The organism is Azospirillum sp. A26 (assembly GCF_042604635.1).
Classification (GTDB): domain Bacteria; phylum Pseudomonadota; class Alphaproteobacteria; order Azospirillales; family Azospirillaceae; genus Azospirillum; species Azospirillum palustre.
The window spans coordinates 1011850-1030232 of the sequence record NZ_CP170474.1 but is presented as its reverse complement, the minus strand read 5'-3'; the positions used below and the strand labels follow the sequence as shown (position 1 = coordinate 1030232).

Here is an 18383-nt window from a genome sequence, read left to right as displayed (position 1 = left end):
TATGCGGAAAGCGGCGCGCCGGGCCGGGGAGCCCGGGCACGCCGCTTCGGTGATCAGAACGGCTGCTGGAGCAGTCCGATCAGGCCCTTCACACCCGATACGAAATTCCCGACGCGCAGGTTTTCGTCGTAGCTGTGCTGGTTGTTGTCGGCATTCACCAGCGGGACGATGACGAAGGGCACCTTCAGCGCCTCGACCGCCTCTCCGGTGGGCACGGTGCCGCCCATCATGCGGATGCGCACCGGCTCCTCGCCGTAGGTCGCCTTGAAGGAGCGGTACAGCCAGTCGCCGACCGGCGCCTGCATGTCGGTCCGCGCCGCGGAACTGGAGGCGGAAACCTCCTCCGAAGCCAGGGAGGCCAGCTTGTCGTACTTGGCCCGGTCCTCGTCCGTCGGGGCGCCCTGGACCAGATGATAGCCCTGCCCTTCGATATGCGCCTTCAGCATGCCGATCAGCTGTTCCGGCGGCGTTTCCGGAACCGTGCGCAGGTCGAGTTCGGCGACGGCGCTTTCCGGAATGATCGTCCGCGCCTTGGCACCCACGTCGCCGGCCGCCATGCCGCGGACGTTGAGCGACGGGTACTGCAACGCTTCCTGATAGTTCTTGCCGACTTTTTCCGCCTGCGCGATGCCCAGCCGCTTGCGCAGCGCCGCTTCGTCATCGGGGACGGCGGCCATGATCTTTTCCGCCGCCGCGTCGATCTTGACAGAGTCGTAATAGCCGGGAATGGTGACTCGGCCGTTCTCGTCCTTCATCGACGCCAGCAGTTGCGCCAGCCGCATCGCCGGGTTGGCCGAATAATTGCCGAAATGGCCGCTGTGCAGGCCCTGCTTGGCGCCGAAGACCGTCAGGGTCGCCTGGGCGACTCCACGGTTGCCGAACACCAGCGTCGGCTTGTTGCTCTGGTGCATCGGGCCGTCCAGCACCAGCAGCGCGTCATTCTTCAGCAGCTCGGCATTCTGCCGGATGACCTCGCCCAACGACGGCGACCCCTTTTCCTCTTCGGAATCGAGGATGATCTTGACGTTGACGCTGGGCTTCTGACCGGCCTCCTTCAACGCGTCGAAGGCCGTCAGCAGCATCATGATCGGGCCCTTGTCGTCCGACGACGACCGCGCGAACAGTCGCCAGTCCGGATCGACCTGCTCGCCGTACAGCTTCTCCAGCGGGATCGTCTCCCACTCGCCCTTGTCGGTCTTCTGCTTCAGCGTCGCGTCCCAGGGGCTCTTCTGCTTCCACTGCTGCGGGGTGACCGACTGGCCGTCCAGATGGGCGTAGAACAGAATGGTCTTCTTGGCAGGGTCGGCGCCGGGCAGTTCCGCGAACAGCATCGGCTTGCCGTTGTTCGCCAACGCACGCGCCTGGAAGCCGCGCTTCTGGAAGGCCTGCTCCAGCCAAGCGACGTTCTTCTGAATGTCAGCCGGAACAACTGCATCGTTGGGAATGGCGAGAAGCTCGACAAATTCCTTGTAATTCGCAGACGCGTGCTTCGCTGCGAGCGTATCCGTGGATGGCGACGCGGCACCCGCCTGGACCGGCAACAACATGCACGCGCCGATGAGAAGCGCTTGTTTAAGAGAAAATTTCTCTCTGCCCGACATTTCTTCCCTCTTACGTATTCATAACGCAATTTTTACGAAGAAATTGCAGGGACCGTCAAGTTTATCACCCGTTTTCACGGGGCTGACCTGTGTGTGACGCGCAGCAGGCGGCCGGGGCGAACAGCCCCGGCAACTCCCGACGGATCGGCGCGCCCTGCCCTCAACTGCGGGCGACGGGGCGGACAGTGATCTCGTTGACCCCGACATCCCGCGGTTGTTCGATGGCGAAGAGGACGGCCCGGCCGATGGCTTCCGGTTCGATTGCGTTGCGGCGGTATTCGACCATCGCGCGGGCAGCCGTCTCGTCGGTGATGGTGTCCGCGAGTTCGGAGCGCGTCACGCCGGGGTAGATGCAGGTCGTGCGGATCGTCTCGCTCTCCTGCCGCAATCCGTCGGTGATGGCCCGCACCGCGAATTTGGTCGCGCTGTAGACGGCGGAGGTCGGCACCACCTCGAAACTGCCGACCGAACCGATGTTGACGACGTGCCCGCCTCCCTGCGCCTCCATGACCGGCAGGACGGCCGCGATACCATGGAGGACGCCGCGGATGTTGACGTCGATCATCCGGTCCCATTCCTCGATTTTCAGGGAGGCGAGCGGGGACAGCGGCATCACGCCGGCATTGTTGACGAGGACATCGACCCGGCCGAAACGGTCCCTGGCTTCGGCAACGAAGCCTTCCATGCTGGCGCGGTCGGTCACGTCGAGAGCGCGGGCAGCGGCCCTGCCGCCCTTCGCCTGGATTTCCCGGACAAGCGCGTCGAGCCGCTCGGTTCGCCGCGCCCCCAGCATCAGGGCGGCGCCAGCCCCAGCGAGAACGCGCGCGGTGGCCTCGCCGATGCCGCTGGATGCGCCGGTGATAAGAACGACTTGGTCGATGGTCATGACAATTTCCTGTGTTTCAATGGGTCTGGATTTCGATGGTTGCTGCCGACTGCCGGCGGCGGTCACTGCGCCGTGTAGCCCCCGTCGACGAAAAGCTGCGCGCCGGTGATGAAGCTGGAGGCCGGCGACGCCAGGAAGGCGATTGCTTCGGCAACCTCCTCCGGACGGCCGATGCGCCCGACCGGATGGGCATCGCCAAAGCTCCGCAGCATCTCCCGGCCGTTCTCGACCACGCCTTCCATGATGTCGGTGTCGATGACGCCGGGCAGGACCACATTGCAGCGGATGCCGCGACGGCCATATTCGACTGCTACGATGCGGTCGTATTCCTCGACCGAGGTTTCGGCCAACGGCTTGTTCAGGGTCCGTCCGGCATTGCAGACGACGATGTCGAGCCGGCCGAAGCGCTCGCGGGCGAGATCGACCGAACGCTGGGCAAGCCCCTCGTCCGAGACATCGCCGACCAGCGTGGCGACATCGTCGGCTTCGAGCGACCGGACCTCGTCGGACAGGTCGGTCGCCACGATCCGCGCGCCGCGGATCCGCAGCAGATCGAGCACGGTCCGCCCGATGCCGCGGCGGGCGCCGGTCACGAGTGCCACCTTGCCGGTCAGATCGTAGGTGTTTGGCAGATTGGTCATCGGGGTCTCCCTCAATTCGGCAAAGCGATGTGCTCGCCCGCCGTCCATGCCCAGAAGGTGGCATTCGACCTCTGTCGAGAGAACTTGCCAATTGTTGGACGCTGTGGTTAGAACAGCTAACCAATGCAGATCGACCTGAACCTTCTGACCCTGTTCACCGCGGTGGCGGAGACCGGCAATTTCCGCGCGGCGGCCGACCGCCTCGGGGTGACGCGCTCAGCCGTCAGCCAGGGCGTACAGCGGCTGGAGGCGGCGCTGGGACAGGCGCTGTTCCTGCGCACCACGCGCAGCGTGCGGCTGACCGAAGCCGGGGAGCGCCTGCTGGCGCAGATCTCCACCCCACTGGCCGAAATCGCGAGCGCCATCGATGCGGCGTCCGGCTCGGCCGCAGAACCCCGCGGCCTGCTGCGGATCGCCGCCACCTCGATTGCCGAGCGCTTCCTGTCCGGGCCGCTGATCGCTTCGTTCAGCGAGGCCTATCCGGGCGTCACCCTCGACGTGACGGTGACCGATCTGGAATTCGATATCGTCGCTGCCGGATTCGATGCGGGCGTGCGTCTCGGCGAGGTTATCGAGCGCGACATGATCGCGGTGCCGCTGACGGACGACCAGCGCCAGATCGCGGTGGCGACACCCGGCTATCTCGCCCGTCACGGGACGCCGGAGCACCCGCGCGACCTCGTTCGCCACCGCTGCATCGGCTGGCGGCCGCAGCCGGACACGGCCCCCTACCGCTGGGAGTTCGAAAAGGACGGGCACGCCTTCGACGTGTCGGTCGAGCCGCAGATCACCACCAACGACATGCTGCTGATGCTTCGCACTGCGCTCGCCGGGGCCGGCATCACCTTCGGGATCGAGGAGACGTTCCAGCCTTATCTTGAGCGCGGTGAACTGGTCACGATCCTGGACGACTGGCTCCCGCCCTTCGCCGGCTTCTTCCTGTATTTTCCAAGCAGGCGCACGGTAACGCCCAAGCTCCGCGCCCTGATCGACCATGTGCGGCGCCACCGCGAGGGGACAAAGTCCCGGTAACCGTCCCGTCATCCCTCGACATAGGCCGCAAGCTCTTCCGGAGTTCCCTGCGGAAACGCCGACTTCAGATGCTCCAGGAAGGCGGAGACGCGGGCATTGAGCAGCCGTCGCGTCGGGTAGAGCACCCACAACTCCGTCTCGGACCCGGCCACATCGCCCCATCTCACCAGCTTGCCGGCGGCCAGATCCGGGCTGGCGAGCGACAGCGGCAAGCGGGCAACACCCACACCCATGCGGACCGCATCGCGGACCATGACGAAGGACGAGAGGCTCAGCACCGGTTCGACCGCGATGGTCGACGGACCGGCCGGTGTCGCAATCTCCCACGATCCGGACCCGGGTCCAGCCTGTCCCGGCGATCCGCGGGTGACGACAGGAACGGTGTCGTTGCCGGCGGGGAACGGCAGGTCAGGGCTTGCCACGACGACGAGGCGGTCCCGCAGAAAGACGCGTCCGACAAGGCCCGCGTCCGGGTCCGGGTTGACGCGGATGACCAGATCATAGGCTTCCTCGACCATGTCGACGGCGCGGTCCTCCGTGACGATCTCAAGCCGGACCTCCGGGTACTTGCGCAGGAAGCCAGCCGCCAGCTTGCCGATGGCGGTCTGCGAGAACAGCAGCGGCGCGCTGATCCGCAACCGTCCGCGGGGGCTGTGGCCGCCGGATGCAATTGCCTTCGCCGTCTCGTCGAGTTCGGTCAGCAATGCACCGGTCCGCTCGAACAGCGCCTGGCCCTCCGCCGTCAGCTTGAGTGTCCGGGCACCCCGCTCGAACAGGCGGAGATCGAGGCTTGCCTCCAACTCCGCGACGCGCCGCGACAAGGTCGCCTTCGGGCGACCGGCCGCGCGCGCCGCCTTTCCGAACCCGCCATGGCGGGCGACCAGATTGAGATCGGCCAGGGCGAGCAGGTCCATCCGTTCCACCAGTGAGACGATCCGTCCAAATTCTCCGCCTATCGGACCCTGCATGGATCGGTAAAGTCAAGGGCGTCAACTGAACCCCCAAAGCGGAGTGAACCCCATGACCATCCTCGTTACCGGAGCCACCGGCCGTGTCGGCCGCCATGTCGTCGACCAGCTGGTCAAGCGCGGCGCCGACGTGCGCGTGCTGACCCGCGACCCGTCGAAAGCCGCTTTCCCCGCCGGTGTGGAAGTCGCCCAGGGCGCCATGCTGGACATCGATGCGCTGCGTGCCGCCTTCCACGGCATCCGCACCCTGTTCCTGCTGAACGCCGTCACCGGCGACGAGTTCACCCAGGCGCTCGTCACCCTGAACATCGCGCGGGAAGCCGGCGTCGAGCGTGTCGTCTATCAGTCGGTGTTCGAAGCCGACCGTGCGGTGAATGTGCCGCATTTTGCTGTGAAGTTCGGCGCCGAGCGTATGCTCGACCAAATGGGCTTCAGCGCCACCATCCTGCGTCCGTCCTATTTCATCGACAACGAGCTGATGATCAAGGACGTGATCACCGGCCACGGCGTCTACCCGATGCCGATCGGCAGCAAGGGAGTGGCGATGGTCGATGCACGGGACATCGCCGAGGTCGCGGCCATCGAACTGATCCGTCGTGACCGGGCACCGGGGAAACTGCCGGTGGACATCATCAACCTCGTCGGTCCCGACACGCTGACGGGTCCGCAAGTGGCGGCGATCTGGTCCGATCTGCTGGGCCGCACCGTGGTCTATGGCGGGGACGATCCCAGCGGGTTCGAGCAGACCATGGCTTCCTTCATGCCGAAATGGACCGCCTATGAGATGCGCCTGATGGCCGAGCGCTATGTCAGCGATGGCATGATCCCTGAAGCCGGCGATGTCGAACGGCTGACCGGGCTGCTGTGCCGCCCGCTGCACAGCTACCGCAGTTTCGCCGCCGCGCTCATTGCAGCCTGAAGCCTCACGATCCTTGGGTCGGTTGCAAAGTTCGACGGCAGGTTTGAGGGTAACGGAGACCGTGCCCCCGGCTTGCTGTCGGAATTTGTAACAGACCCTCGCGTATGGCGCCCCGCCCTCAAACAGAGGGAACTTTGACAAATTTTGCCATACTCTCCATAATGACAGTCGGTCATGACGAGGAGCTACCCATGGCGACGATGAATGTCAGTCTTCCGTCCGAGATGGTCGATTTCGTCGAGCATGAAGTGGCGACGGGTGGGTATGCGTCGTCGAGTGAAGTGGTGCGCGAGGCATTGCGCCTGCTGCAACGGGATCGCGCGCAGGAGCAGGAGAAGATAACCATCCTGCGGCGCGAGGTCGCTGCCGGGCTTGCGGCGGCGGCGCAAGGCGATTTCTCCTCCCGATCAGCCCTGGATATCGCCGAGCAGGTCGCTCGGGAATGAGCCACCGGCTCACCGCTCCAGCCGAGCGCGACATCCTGGATATCCTGCGCACGACGCGGACACGGTTTGGAACCGCCCAACTGCGCACCTATGCAACGCTGATCGAAAAGGCGATCCAGATGGTTGCCGAGGCCCCTGACCGGCCGGGAATGCTGCCGCGTCCGGAACTTGGTCCAGACGTTCGTTCGTTCCATCTGGAACTGGCAGCAGGCCGACGCGGTGCTGCCGCGCACTGCCTCTATTACACGACCGGGCTCCTGCCCGATGGGACAATCGGCACGATCATCCTGCGTGTGCTTCATGAAGGCATGGAACCGCGGCGCAAGGTGGCCCGATCCTTGACCGGCCTCTCATGACCGGTATCGCTTCTCAACAATCGAGATCAGGAGACAATAGGGGATGGACGGCAGGCTTCAGGAACGGTGGGACGCCATTATCTTCGATTTCGACGGCGTGCTGTGCGATTCCAACGACCTGAAGGGCGAAACCTTCGCCACGCTGTATGCCCATGAGGGGCCGGAGGTTCAGGACGCCATCCGCGCCTATCACCGGGACAATGGCGGCATGCCGCGGCGGGAAAAGCTGGCCCGTTTCGAACGCGATGTTCTCGGCCGCGCCCTGGACGAGGACCGGCTGGACCGTATGGTCGCCGGTTTTGCCGCAGCGGTGGAGGAGGCGGTGATCGCCTGCGCCGAAATTCCCGGCGCGACGGACTTCCTGGCCACACATGCCGGCCGGCCCGCCCTGTTCATCATTTCCGCGACGCCGCATGAGGAAATGCTGCGCATCGCCGAGCGACGGGGCATGACCGACCGGTTCGTGTCCGTCCACGGCAGCCCGCCAAGTAAGGCGGAAACGGCTGCCATGCTGATCGCCCGCCACGGCCTGCGTCCCGGCCGCGTTGCCTTCGTCGGCGATGCCGTTCAGGACTATGCGGCGGCAACCGCCCTCAACCTGCACTTCGTCGGGGTGCGCGATGCCGATGGCCGCCACCCCTTCCCCGACGGAACGCTGACCATCGCCGATCTGCGTGAATTGCCCGCAGCCCTTGCCACGCTTTGAAACCGCTCGATGGGTGCGGAAGGCCGGTTCGCGACCGGTCCTCCGCACCCATCGTCGGGACACGGTCAAGCGTTCAGTGCGACGGGTGGGCGGGGGCGCGGGCGGCCAGCGGCATGACCGGGATGTCGCCCATCCCCTCCAGGACGCGCTCGGTGCCGGCGCTGCTCTGGTTCAGTTCGCGATGCAGAACCTCGCGGTCGCAGGCGTCCTCCCAGATCGACACCACGATGCTGACGACGCAGTTGCTGATGATGCTGGTCAGGGCGCGGGCTTCGGACATGAAGCGGTCGATGCCGACCAGCAGCGCGACGCCGGCAACCGGCAGGTCCGGCATCACCGTCAGCGTGGCGACCAGGGCGACGAAGCCGCTGCCGGTGACGCCGGCGGCACCCTTGGAGGTCAGCAGCATGACGCCGAGCATGGCGACGATCTGACCGGCCGACAGGTGGATGTCGCAGGCCTGGGCGATGAACAGCGAGGCGAGGGTCAGGTAGATCGCGGTGCCGTCGAGGTTGAAGGAATAGCCCATCGGCAGAACCAGGCCGGAGACGCCCTTCTTGCAGCCCAGCGCTTCCAGCTTCTGTAGGACACGCGGCAGGACCGGCTCGGAGGACGAGGTGCCGAGCACGATCAGCAGCTCTTCGCGGAAGTAGCGCAGGACCTTCCACAGGCTGAAACCGTGCAGGCGGGCCAGCGTGCCAATGATCGCAACCAGGAAGACGCCGCAGGCGACATAGAAGGTCAGGATCAGCAGGCCGAGCGAGCCGATGCTGTCGATGCCGTATTTGCCGACGGTGAAGGCCATCGCGCCGAAGGCACCGATGGGAGCCAGCTTCATGATGAAGCCGAAGGCGGCGAACAGCACGTGGGAGAAGGACTCGATGCCCTGCACCACCGGCTCGCCGGCCTTGCCGACCCGCGTCAGGCCGAAACCGACCAGCACGGAGATGAGCAGCACCGGCAGCACCTCGCCCTCGGCGAAGGCGCCGAAGAAGGAATGCGGGATGATGTGCAGCAGGAAGTCAGTGAATCCGACCGGGGCGGCCTGCTTGGCGTAGCGCGCGGCCACCGCCGGGTCGAGCGACGACGGCGACACATGCATGCCGGTGCCGGGCTCGATGATCATGACCGCGGCCAGCCCGATGAGCAGCGCCGCCGCCGTCAGCGCGTAGAACAGCGCCATCGACTTGACCAGCGTCTTGCCGATCTCGCGGGTGTCGTTCAGGCTGGTTATGCCGCTGACGATGGTGCAGAAGACCACCGGCGCGATCATCATCTTGACCAGCTTTACGAACCCGTCGCCCAGCGGCTTCAGGCCCGCGCCGAAATCAGGCCAGAAATGACCGGCCAGGATGCCCAGGGTCAGGCCGACGACGACCTGGAAATAGAGCGCCTTGTAGATGGCCTTGGGCTTGCCCGGCGTCAGGGTATCGGTCCCCGTTTGTGGACGCATGGTGTTTCCTCCTCTCTGATTCTGTGGCGTCAGGCCGCCATGGCGGTCCGCGACGGGGTCGATGGGCGGGCGAACACGGTTCCCTCGAACAGGCGCCGCGCGGTGCGCAGGATGCTGGCGGTCGGCGCGGATTGGCCTGCCTCGAGACGGACAGTCAGCCGGCCGGCCGGATGTTCGAAGGTGATGTCGCCGGGCATGGTGAACCGTCCCACCAGGGCGGCGGCCACGGTTTCCGGAATGGTGCAGGCGGTGGCGGTAGCGACGGCGCCGGTGATGGCCATCGCCCGATGGCAGTCATGCGGCATGAAATAGCGGACGGTCAGCGTGCCGCCGCGCGCCGGCGGGGCCAGCAAAACCGGCTTGGGGATCACCATGCCGGCCGCATTGGGAAAGCCCATGCGGCGGCCGGCCTCGACGCGCAGCGCCTCCAGCCGGGCCATGAATTCCCGGTCGGACCGGAAGCTGTCCACCGGCTCGTACCCCGTCTTGCCGAGATCGGCGGCGCGGACCAGCATCACCGGGATGGCGGCATCGACGCAGGACACCGGGATCCCGTCGATCAGGTCGACCGGCGATCCGGTGGGCAGCAGCCGGCCGGTGTTGGCGCCGGCGGCGTCGAGAAAGGCAAGATGGATGGGGGCGGCGGTGCCGGGCACGCCGTCGATGACGGCCTCGCCCTCATAGGCCACCTGGCCACCGGGGGTCTGGATGCGGGCCTCGATCAGCTTGCCGGTGTTGACGTTGTGGATGCGCACCACCGTGACGCCGTTCGCCGCCGGGACAAGTCCGGACTCGATGGCGAAGGGGCCGACCGCGGCCAGCATGTTGCCGCAGTTGGGCGAGGTGTCGACCACCCCTTCCTGCACCCGCACCTGGGCGAACAGGTAATCCACATCCGCCCCCGTCCTGGTGGCGGGACCAACGATGGCGACCTTGCTGGTCAGCGGGTTGCCGCCGCCGATGCCGTCGATCCCCAGATCGTTCCCCGCCCCCATCACCGAGAGCAGGAGGGCGTCGCGCTCCGCCGGAAGGGCAGGAAGGTCGGACGCCAGAAAGAAGGGGCCGCGAGAGGTCCCGCCGCGCATCATCACGCAGGGAATGCCGATCTGGCGGTTCATCGAATTTGTCATGGCGCTTGGTTTCTCTTGGGGTCGCCGGTGGGCGAAGAAAGCCGATGCGCCGATATTCTGTCCGCGAACGATATTTGTGAAATGCATTGATTCGCACTATTATTCCATTTCACGCATCAATATGCCGTCAGCGACGCTGGGCATAAATCCTGTGGAGCCGGGCATGAATTTCGAACTGGTCGATCTGAAGGCGTTCATCGCCGTGGCGGAGTTGGGCAGCTTCAACCGCGCCGCCGAGCTTCTGAACCTGTCGCAGCCGGCGCTCAGCCGCCGTATCCAGAAGCTGGAGGACACGCTGGGCGTGGCGCTGTTCGAACGCTCCACCCGCCATGTCGCGCTGACGATGGTGGGGCGGGATTTCATGCCCAAGGTCCGCCGCTTCCTGGATGAGTTCGAAACGTCGCTGCTGGGGATCAGCGATCTCGGCGCACGGAGCGGCGGCCAGATCACCATCGCCTCCGTCCCGACGGCAGTGTTCTATTTCCTGCCCAACGCGATCAGCCGCTTCAGCATCGCATTCCCGCGCATCCGCATCCGCATCCTCGATCTCGGCGCCAACGAGGGGCTGGAGGCGGTGGCGCGCGGCGAGGCCGATTTCGGCATCAACTTCATCGGCACCTCGCACCCGGACATCGAATTCACGCCGCTGGCCGAGGATCCCTTCGTCGTCGCCTGCCGGCACGATCATCCGCTGGCGGCCCACACGGTGGTAAACTGGGACGAGCTGGCCGCCCACCGGGTCATCACCGTGGGCCGGACCAGCGGCAACCGGGCGCTGATCGACAATGCGCTGGCGCAGCATGGCCTGAAGCTCAACTGGTCCTACGAGATCACGCATCTCGCGAGCTCGCTCGGTCTGGTGGAGGCCGGGCTGGGCGTCGCCGTGCTTCCCAAGCTCGCCACGCCGTCCTCCGGCCATCCCATCATCCTGACCCTCCCCCTGGGCCATCCAAAGATCTCCCGAACCATTGGCGTGGTCCGGCGGCATGGCGCCATCCTCTCCCCAATGGCCGCACGCTTTCTGGAGGTTCTGCTCGGTTCCTGGAGGCTATGACTGGCGGCATGCCGTCACGCCCTGTCCTGCTGCCGCCCGTCCCGCCGCAGCGAGACGACCGACGCGCCGTCAGCGGCGGACGACGTGTCCGCGACCTCCAGCAGGCCGCCGGATTGTCCGGGCAGAAGCATCTGCGGCTTCATGGTCAGGTAACGCACGCAGCTGACCCGCAGGAAGGAGGCGAGATTCTGCACGGCCCCATGGGCCTCCAGAACCTCGTCGTACAGCGACAGGATCAGTTTGTTCGTCGTCGTCCCCTGTTCCGCGGCGATGTCCGCAAGGACGTTCCAGAACAGGTTCTCCAGGCGGATGCTGGTGACCATGCCATGGATGCGCACCGACCGTGACCGCGCCTCGTACAGGATCGGATCGGCGTTGACGAAGATTTGGCACATGCGCCCATCCTTCCTTGAACGCGGTTTCAAACCCGGCTGCCGTTGATCCGGGCGGAGCGGCTTTTAGGCCTTGCCGGCGGATGTGCGCTGAATGCCGTGATGGCTCATTTTCCGATACAGCGTGCTGCGCGAGATGCCGAGGACGGCCGCCGCGTCCGACAGGTTCCCGCCGGTTGCCGCAATCACATCCTTGATTGTCCTCTGCTCGGTCTCCGTCAGCGCCATCGCCGTTGGAGGCGACACTGGAGTCGATGCGATGGCGCCGGGCGCCACGATGGGCGGGGCCGGGGATCCCAGCAACGGCCACCCATCGGCCGCCATGCAACCGCAGGCATCGCGCAGCTCGTCCGGCAGGTCGTCGATGCCGATGCTGCCGCTGGTGGACAGCAGGACCGCCCGTTCGACCGCGTTGCGCAGCTCCCGGACATTGCCCGGCCAGTCATAGCGTTGCAGCAGATCCAGCGCCGCCGCGGTGAAGCGGACGGGTGCCCGGCCATGCCGCTCCGCCAGCAGGCCGTTGAAGTGGGAGATCAGGCGGGGAACATCGCCATGGCGGTCGCGCAGGGGCGGCACCCGCAGGGCAGTCACAGCGAGGCGGTGGTACAGGTCGCGGCGGAAGCGGCCGGCGGCAACCTCCTGCCGGAGGTTCCGGTTGGTCATGGCGAGCAGTCGAACCGACACCCGGCGCGGCACGTTGTCGCCGATGCGGTATAGCACGCCTTCCTCCAGAACCCGCAGCAGATAGGGCTGAAGGTCGAGCGGCAACTCGCCGATCTCGTCGAGGCACAGCGTGCCGCCGTCCGCCAGTTCAAAGCGGCCGATGCGCCCCTCCGCCGCCGCGCCGGTGAAGGCGCCGCGCACATAGCCGAACAGCTCGCTGCCCAGCATCTCGCGCGAGACGGCACCGCAGTTGAACGGCACGAAGGGACCGCCGGCAGCCGCACTGTGGCCGTGGACGGCGCGGGCGAACAGTTCCTTGCCGACGCCGGTCTCCCCCTCGATCAGGATGGGGACCGGCAGCGGCGCCAGACGTTCCCCCTGTCCGATCACCATGCGCAGGCTGTCGCTGTCCCCGACGATGTCGGCGAAGCGCGAGCGGCTGTGGTCGGACTCGTCCGGAACCGCACGGCGTCCGGCGGATTGGCGGCCCGATGCCGCAGCGGGGATGACCAGCAGCGTTCCCCGCCGCTCCCCATCCAGAATCAGCGGCCGGACCCAGTCGGCCGGAACCGGCAACCGGTCCCCTGCCCCACCTCCGAGTCCGCCTCCGATCCCAGCTATCGGCAGCCTCGTCCCCCGGTTCAGCTGCGGCAAATCCGATCCGAAACTGGCCTTCAGCAGATGCGCCGCCTTGCGGCTGGCATAAAGCAGGCGCCCGCGGGCATCGAGTGCGATCAGCCCTTCGCCGGCATATTTCTGGCTGTCCTCCAGGCAGGCCTCCAGCAGCCGGACATGTTCGGCCTCGGTCTGGCGGGCAAGGTTCCATTCCACCTGCCGGGCAGCGACCACAGCCAGGGCAAGAGCCTGCCCGGTAAAACTCTGCTTCAGGCCGGAGATGTCGAGCAGGCCGACGACCGATCCGTCGACGGGGTCGTGGATCGGCGCCCCGGCGCAGCTCCATCCCTTGATGCCGGCGCAGTAATGCTCCGCCGCCTGGACAAGCACCGGCTGCTTGGACGCCAATGCCGTGCCGATGCCGTTGGTCCCGGCGAAGGTCTCGCCCCACTGTCCACCGCAGGCCAGACTGATGTCGCGCGCCACGCTCAAGGTGGCACGGTCGCCGGCCGCCTCCAGCACCACGCCGTTGGCATCGGTGATCAGCATCACCGTGCGGGTGCCGGACAGCAGGTCCGCCGCCTCCGCCAGGGTCGAGGCTGCCGCCTGGAGCAGGTCGCGGTTGTCGCGGCGCAACGCCTCAATGTGATCGCGGCCAATCACCGGAGCGGCATCCGCCCGCGCATCGACCAGGAAGCTTTGACATCGCGCCCAGGATCGGATGACCACATCGCGCACGGGCAGATTGTCCCGACGCGAGCCGGAAACGAAATCCTCCCACGCCTTCATCGTCGCCGTTTCGCCATCCACCAGAGCGTGGAGCGCCGGTGCCGGCGAAGCGACAGCCAGACGGCCGGCGCCAGCCTGTTCGTTGGCCAACATTGTCCCTCCCTGCTTCCCGGCGTCTTCTGTGGAGTGTTTCCGATGCGCCGATTGTCTTTGGACAAGGGATGCGGAGGCTCAACCCGGATAAGCTCCGCATCAAGGATTGTTTGTATAAGAAACCATAAGCCGAACCGAAGCGGGAGCGGTAGTAGTGGATTACTCTATGGCTTTTTTCCTGCCTTTCTCTCCGAAGGGGGAGGGGGGGGGTGTTACGGCCGGGAGAGGATCAGGTCCGCCCGTACCGTTCCATTCCGCCGCCGCGGGCCGGGCCGGCGGTGGGATCGACGTCGTCGGGGATGTCGGCGATCAGGGTGTGGGTGGTCAGCACCAGCTTGGCGACCGAGATCGCGTTCAGCAATGCCAGCGTGGTGACCTTGACCGGATCGATGATCCCGGCGGCGAACAGGTCGCCGAACCGGCCGCTGCGGGCGTCGAAGCCGGACCCGTCGGGAAGCGTGGCGATGCGCGCGGCGACGCCGGCCCCGTCCAGCCCGCCATTCTCCGAGATGCAGATCAAAGGTTGCAGCATCGCCCGCTGCACCAGCCGCACCCCGGCCCTCTCGCCCTCCCCCACATCCTCGGCCAGCCGGTCGAGCAGCGGGGCGACGCGGGCGAGCGCAGTGCCGCCGCCGGGCACCACCCCCTCCGCCAGCGCGGCGCGGGCGGCGGCGAGCGAATCCTCCAGAAGCTGGGCGGTGCGCTTCTGCTCCACCGGGGTGGCGCCGCCGACCTCGATCAGGGCGGTGCCGTGCGTCAGCTTCGCCAGCCGCTGGGACAGCTTGTCCCGCTCGATGTTGGGCGGCGCCTCCTCCCACTGGCGCTGTACCAGGGCGCGGCGGGCCGCCAGCGCGTCCGGATTGCCATGGCCGCGCAGGATGGTGGTCCGGCCGGCGGACACCTCGATGCGGTCTGCGCCCCCCAGATCCTCCGCCGCAACGCTGTCGAGGCGTCCACCCAGGTCGCGGGCGATCACCCGTCCGCCGGTCAGGACCGCGATGTCCTCCATCGTCGCCTGACGCCAGTGGCCGAACTCCGGCGGATTGATCGCCACCACCGTGGCGCGCCCGTCGCGGCGCAGCGCCATCAGTGCCGCAACCACCTCCGGCGCCACGCTATCGGCCATGATCAGCAGCGGGCGGTGCCCGGCGGCGATGCGGTCGACCAGACGCAGGATCGGTTCCGGATCGATGATCTTGTGGTCTGTCATCAGGATGTAGGGCCGGTCCAGCACCGCGCTCTGTCCGGTCGCTTCGGTCGCCATGTGGTGGGACAGGAAACCGCGGTCCAGCACCATGCCCTCCAGCACATGCAGCGCCGTCGGCGCGCCCGGCTGGCCGTATTCGATGTCGATCACCCCTTCCACCCCGACCCGGCGCAGCGCGTCCGCAACCAGCCGGCCGAGCACCGGATCGGTCGCCGCGACGGTCGCCACCTGCTCCAGCTGGGCATGGCTTTCCAGCGGCCGGGCGATGTGGCGGAGCCGGTCGACGACGAAGCCGCAGGCGCGCTCCATCCCCTCCACCAGTTCGACCGAGCCATGCCCGTCGGCCAGCACCGCGACACCGTCCTGGATCAGCGCGTCGGCCAGCACGGTGGCGGTGGTGGTGCCGTCGCCGGCCACGTCGTTGGTCTGTTTCGACACCTCGCGCACCACCTGGGCGCCCATATTCTCGAAACGGCAGGGCAGTTCGATCTCGGCGGCGATGCTGACGCCGTCGCGGGAGATCATCGGCGTGCCGATGGGGCGGTCGATGATCGCGTTCGTCCCCTTCGGCCCCAGCGTGCCGCGCACCGCCAGCGCCAGCTTGCCCACCCCACGGGCAAGCGCGGCCCGCGCCTCGGCACGGTGCAGCATCATCTTCGGCATGGCGTCTTTCCCTCCCATTTTTGATTTTGCGGATTTGAAAAAAGAGGCGGAGCCCACCGGACCTGAAGCAGGCCCCGCCTTCCCGAGGTCATTGGCCCGAGATCACTCGTCTCAGGTCATTCATAGGCCAGCGCATCGTCCATGTTGCCGAAGAGGACGACGGTGTCCTCGTCGATCATGACCATGCGGCCATAGTGGGTGGAGGTGGAGATCTCGAAGATGTGCGGGGTCATCTCGCGGCCCAGCGCTTCACCGATCTCGCTCATTTTGAACTCGATCTTGCCTTCGCCGTCGATGCGGATCATCGCCGGCAGGTAGGTGACGGTGATGCCGGGCTTGCTCTCCATCACCTCGGCGATGCAACGCGCCTCGACGCTGTCGTTCATCGTCACGCCGCACTGGTGCGAGATGGTGCCGTCCTGGGTGATGTCCTTCAGCGGCTTGAAAAGCTGCTGCACGGTGGTGACGCTCATGGTTTTCGTCCTTTTGGCGGAAATGCGGGAAGGATCACTCGGCAGCAGCGTCAGTGACCGCCGCCGGAGTTGCGGCCTGCCCGACCTCGACCGGCGGCAGGGCCGGCAGGTCGGCGTCGATGCCGATCTCCCGCCCGATGGCGGCGACGCGGTTGCGCGCCCGCTCGAACGCTTCGACGAAGTTGGCCGCCTTGACCCTGGGCAGCGACCACAGCGGCTGAAGCTGCAAGGCCGCCTTCACTGCCAGCCCGCCATGATGGGTGAACCAGCTTTGCAGCATGGTCCGGTTGTCCTCGCCATGGGCCGGATCGCGCAGCAGCAGGGCGAACAGCTCCACCGCGTTGGCGAGGTTCCGTTCATAGTCGGCCTCGGCCGCCGAGATGACCGACGGGGTGGAGAAGTCGTTCTGCGCAGCGGCCACCTGCATGACGAAGCCGCTGCGGAACAGCTCGCCGACCAGCGGTTCGAAGACGAGGTTGACGGCGAAATACTGCTCCAGGAAGTCGGTGGCGGCGCGGATATGCTCCACCGCCTCGCGGCAGGGCTGCCAGATCGGGTCGTCCAGCCAGTGCGCCTTGCCGGCGTCCAGATCGAAATTCCCGATGTCGCTGCCGACCTCAGCTAGATAGAGCGTCAGATCCTGGGCGAAGCGCAGCTTGTAGGAGGCGTTGGTCAGGATGGCGTTGTTGACCATCTGGGTGTAGCCGTAGCGCTGCGCCCGCATCAGCGCGGTGCCCAGCCCATATTCGGCGTGCTTGAAGGCGCCGACATGGTTCTGGAGCACGGCGACCCAGGCCTTGTCGAAGCGCTGGGGCGCACCGGCGCGGCGTGCATTCTCCACCACGTTCTGGATCATGCCGACGATGGTGGACTGGCGCTGGTAATGGGTGCGTTCCCATTCCTGGTCTGGCGCGCGGTAGCCATGCCAGTCCGTGCATTTCAGCGCGGTCCAGTCCTTGGAATAGGTGGGCGTGCCGTCGCCGAAGGAGATGATCCAGTTCTGGAGCAGATAGCGCTCCGGATCGGGCTGGACGTCGACCGTCACGTCCTCATAATGGGTGGCCTTGCGGCCCTTCGGCTCGAAGTAATTGTAGCGGCGGCTGTCGGAGCCTGGAAAGACCTTGGCTCCGGCGGCAGCGGATGCGGTTTCCTGCATGGTCATCGTCGTTCCTCCCGTGTTTGCATAAGCCCACCTCAGCGGCCCGCCTCAGCGGGTGGCGGGGGTGAATTTGTCGAAATAGACGCGCGCGGAATCGACGCCGGCCATTTGCAGGACCGGCAGCACCGCGTCGATCATCGGCGGCGGCCCGCAAGAGAAGACGTCGGCCTCCTCCACCTCATCCATCCCGGACAGGTGCCGGCGCAGCACCTCGTGGATGAAGCCGGTCTCGCCGGTCCAGCCGTCGCCCTCCTCGGCATGCGACAGGGCGGGGATGAAGGCGAAGTCCGGCAGGCGGCGCGCGAACTCCTCGAACTGGTCGAGGTGGAACAGATCCCGGCGGCTGCGGGCGCCGTAGAAGAAGCGCACCGGCCGTGTCTCGCCGCTGGCGGCCTGATCGCGCAGGATCGACAGCAGCGGCGCCATGCCCGACCCGCCGCCGACCAGGATCATCGGCCCCTCCCGCCCCTCGCGGCGGAAGCAGCTGCCGTAGGGACCGCGGACGCTCACCCGGTCGCCGACCGACAGGCCGCCGTCCAGCTGCTGGGAGAAGGCGCCGTCCGGGTATTTCTTGATGATGAACTCCAGCCGGCTGCCGTCCGCCGGCGGGTTGCCCATCGAGAAGGAACGGGTCAGGCCGATGCCGGGCAGCGTGATGTCGGCATATTGCCCGGCCCAGAACTTCATCGGCTGGTCGAGGTCCAGCGCGATGGCGACGATGTCGTGGGTCAGCGGCTCCACCGCCGCCAGCCGCGCGTTGAAGTCCTTCACCGGGATGGAGCGGGACAGCAGATCCTCGTCGTAATTCAGCAGTTCTACCGCCACGTCGCTGTAGGCCAGCGAGCGGCACAGCAGGATGTGGTTGCTGTCGCGCTCCGGATCGGAGAGCGCGAAGGTGGAGTATTTCAGCATCTCGACGTCGCCGTCGATCAGCAGGCATTTGCAGGCGGAGCATTGCCCCTCCTTGCAGCCGTGCATCAGCGAGACGCCCTGGCGGAAGGCGGCGTCGAGGATGGTTTCCCCTTCCGCCACCTCCATTTCGATGCCGACCGGCTCCAGCCGGACGGTGTGGACGGCCGGGCTGTTCTGTAGCGCTTGTGCGGTCATGGTCTGTCGATCTCCGCGGCGATGTCCGCC

The 18383-nt window shown here is 66.6% G+C and carries 18 protein-coding genes; 6 read left to right on the top strand and 12 right to left on the bottom strand.

The window, feature by feature from the left end; translation table 11 throughout:
- Positions 1-53: 53 nt before the first annotated feature.
- From ABNQ39_RS28270 to ABNQ39_RS28260, 3 genes are all read right to left on the bottom strand, one after another.
- On the bottom strand, positions 54-1547 hold the full coding sequence (locus ABNQ39_RS28270) for a M20/M25/M40 family metallo-hydrolase (protein ID WP_376964786.1): 1494 nt from the start codon (positions 1545-1547) through the stop codon (positions 54-56).
- A gap of 214 nt (positions 1548-1761) precedes the next feature.
- On the bottom strand, positions 1762-2487 hold the full coding sequence (locus ABNQ39_RS28265) for an SDR family oxidoreductase (protein ID WP_376964784.1): 726 nt from the start codon (positions 2485-2487) through the stop codon (positions 1762-1764).
- A gap of 62 nt (positions 2488-2549) precedes the next feature.
- Complete coding sequence (locus tag ABNQ39_RS28260; RefSeq protein WP_376964782.1) at positions 2550-3128, bottom strand: SDR family NAD(P)-dependent oxidoreductase; 579 nt, start codon at positions 3126-3128, stop codon at positions 2550-2552.
- Positions 3129-3251: 123 nt separating this feature from the next.
- Between ABNQ39_RS28260 and ABNQ39_RS28255 the strand changes: the two genes are divergently transcribed.
- Positions 3252-4160 (top strand): LysR family transcriptional regulator, encoded by a 909-nt coding sequence (locus tag ABNQ39_RS28255; protein WP_376964780.1) that lies wholly within the window; start codon positions 3252-3254, stop codon positions 4158-4160.
- A gap of 8 nt (positions 4161-4168) precedes the next feature.
- Here ABNQ39_RS28255 and ABNQ39_RS28250 read toward each other — a convergent pair whose 3' ends face one another.
- Positions 4169-5074, bottom strand: a complete 906-nt coding sequence (locus ABNQ39_RS28250) for a LysR family transcriptional regulator (RefSeq protein ID WP_376965057.1) — start codon at positions 5072-5074, stop codon at positions 4169-4171.
- A gap of 106 nt (positions 5075-5180) precedes the next feature.
- Between ABNQ39_RS28250 and ABNQ39_RS28245 the strand changes: the two genes are divergently transcribed.
- From ABNQ39_RS28245 to ABNQ39_RS28230, 4 genes are all read left to right on the top strand, one after another.
- Complete coding sequence (locus ABNQ39_RS28245) at positions 5181-6047, top strand: SDR family oxidoreductase (protein WP_376964778.1); 867 nt, start codon at positions 5181-5183, stop codon at positions 6045-6047.
- A gap of 191 nt (positions 6048-6238) precedes the next feature.
- Positions 6239-6493 carry a type II toxin-antitoxin system ParD family antitoxin gene (locus ABNQ39_RS28240; protein ID WP_376964776.1) on the top strand — a complete coding sequence of 85 codons (255 nt, stop codon included), beginning with the start codon at positions 6239-6241 and terminating at the stop codon, positions 6491-6493.
- Positions 6490-6849 (top strand): type II toxin-antitoxin system RelE/ParE family toxin, encoded by a 360-nt coding sequence (locus ABNQ39_RS28235; RefSeq protein WP_376964774.1) that lies wholly within the window; start codon positions 6490-6492, stop codon positions 6847-6849. The genes ABNQ39_RS28240 and ABNQ39_RS28235 overlap by 4 nt, the downstream gene beginning before the upstream one ends.
- Positions 6850-6892: 43 nt before the next feature.
- Complete coding sequence (locus ABNQ39_RS28230) at positions 6893-7555, top strand: HAD family hydrolase (protein WP_376964772.1); 663 nt, start codon at positions 6893-6895, stop codon at positions 7553-7555.
- 73 nt (positions 7556-7628) lie between these two features.
- Here ABNQ39_RS28230 and dctA read toward each other — a convergent pair whose 3' ends face one another.
- A complete protein-coding gene (gene dctA, locus ABNQ39_RS28225) occupies positions 7629-9008 on the bottom strand; it encodes a C4-dicarboxylate transporter DctA (RefSeq protein WP_376964770.1) in 1380 nt (459 codons plus the stop codon).
- Positions 9009-9037: 29 nt separating this feature from the next.
- The gene (locus tag ABNQ39_RS28220) at positions 9038-10138 is read right to left on the bottom strand and encodes a 4-oxalomesaconate tautomerase (RefSeq protein WP_376964768.1); all 1101 of its coding nucleotides are present in this window, start codon (positions 10136-10138) and stop codon (positions 9038-9040) included.
- A 163-nt stretch (positions 10139-10301) separates the two neighbouring features.
- On the opposite strand from ABNQ39_RS28220, the gene ABNQ39_RS28215 reads away from it, so the two are divergent.
- Positions 10302-11192, top strand: coding sequence for a LysR family transcriptional regulator (locus tag ABNQ39_RS28215; protein WP_376964766.1), 891 nt, complete (start codon positions 10302-10304; stop codon positions 11190-11192).
- A gap of 14 nt (positions 11193-11206) precedes the next feature.
- Here the strand turns inward: ABNQ39_RS28215 and ABNQ39_RS28210 are convergent, their stop codons facing one another.
- The 6 genes from ABNQ39_RS28210 to ABNQ39_RS28185 all read right to left on the bottom strand — a co-directional run bounded on the left by ABNQ39_RS28210 (position 11207) and on the right by ABNQ39_RS28185 (position 18353).
- Positions 11207-11587: a ribbon-helix-helix domain-containing protein gene (locus ABNQ39_RS28210; RefSeq protein WP_376964764.1), complete on the bottom strand. Its 381-nt coding sequence runs from the start codon at positions 11585-11587 to the stop codon at positions 11207-11209.
- A gap of 63 nt (positions 11588-11650) precedes the next feature.
- Positions 11651-13744 carry a sigma-54-dependent Fis family transcriptional regulator gene (locus ABNQ39_RS28205; RefSeq protein WP_376964762.1) on the bottom strand — a complete coding sequence of 698 codons (2094 nt, stop codon included), beginning with the start codon at positions 13742-13744 and terminating at the stop codon, positions 11651-11653.
- Between the two features lie 229 nt (positions 13745-13973).
- On the bottom strand, positions 13974-15614 hold the full coding sequence (locus ABNQ39_RS28200) for a molecular chaperone GroEL (RefSeq protein ID WP_376964760.1): 1641 nt from the start codon (positions 15612-15614) through the stop codon (positions 13974-13976).
- A gap of 116 nt (positions 15615-15730) precedes the next feature.
- On the bottom strand, positions 15731-16087 hold the full coding sequence (locus ABNQ39_RS28195; RefSeq protein ID WP_085086548.1) for an MmoB/DmpM family protein: 357 nt from the start codon (positions 16085-16087) through the stop codon (positions 15731-15733).
- A 34-nt stretch (positions 16088-16121) separates the two neighbouring features.
- On the bottom strand, positions 16122-17249 hold the full coding sequence (locus ABNQ39_RS28190; protein WP_376964757.1) for an aromatic/alkene monooxygenase hydroxylase subunit beta: 1128 nt from the start codon (positions 17247-17249) through the stop codon (positions 16122-16124).
- Positions 17250-17294: 45 nt separating this feature from the next.
- Positions 17295-18353 carry an NADH:ubiquinone reductase (Na(+)-transporting) subunit F gene (locus ABNQ39_RS28185; protein ID WP_376964755.1) on the bottom strand — a complete coding sequence of 353 codons (1059 nt, stop codon included), beginning with the start codon at positions 18351-18353 and terminating at the stop codon, positions 17295-17297.
- Positions 18354-18383 lie beyond the last annotated feature (30 nt).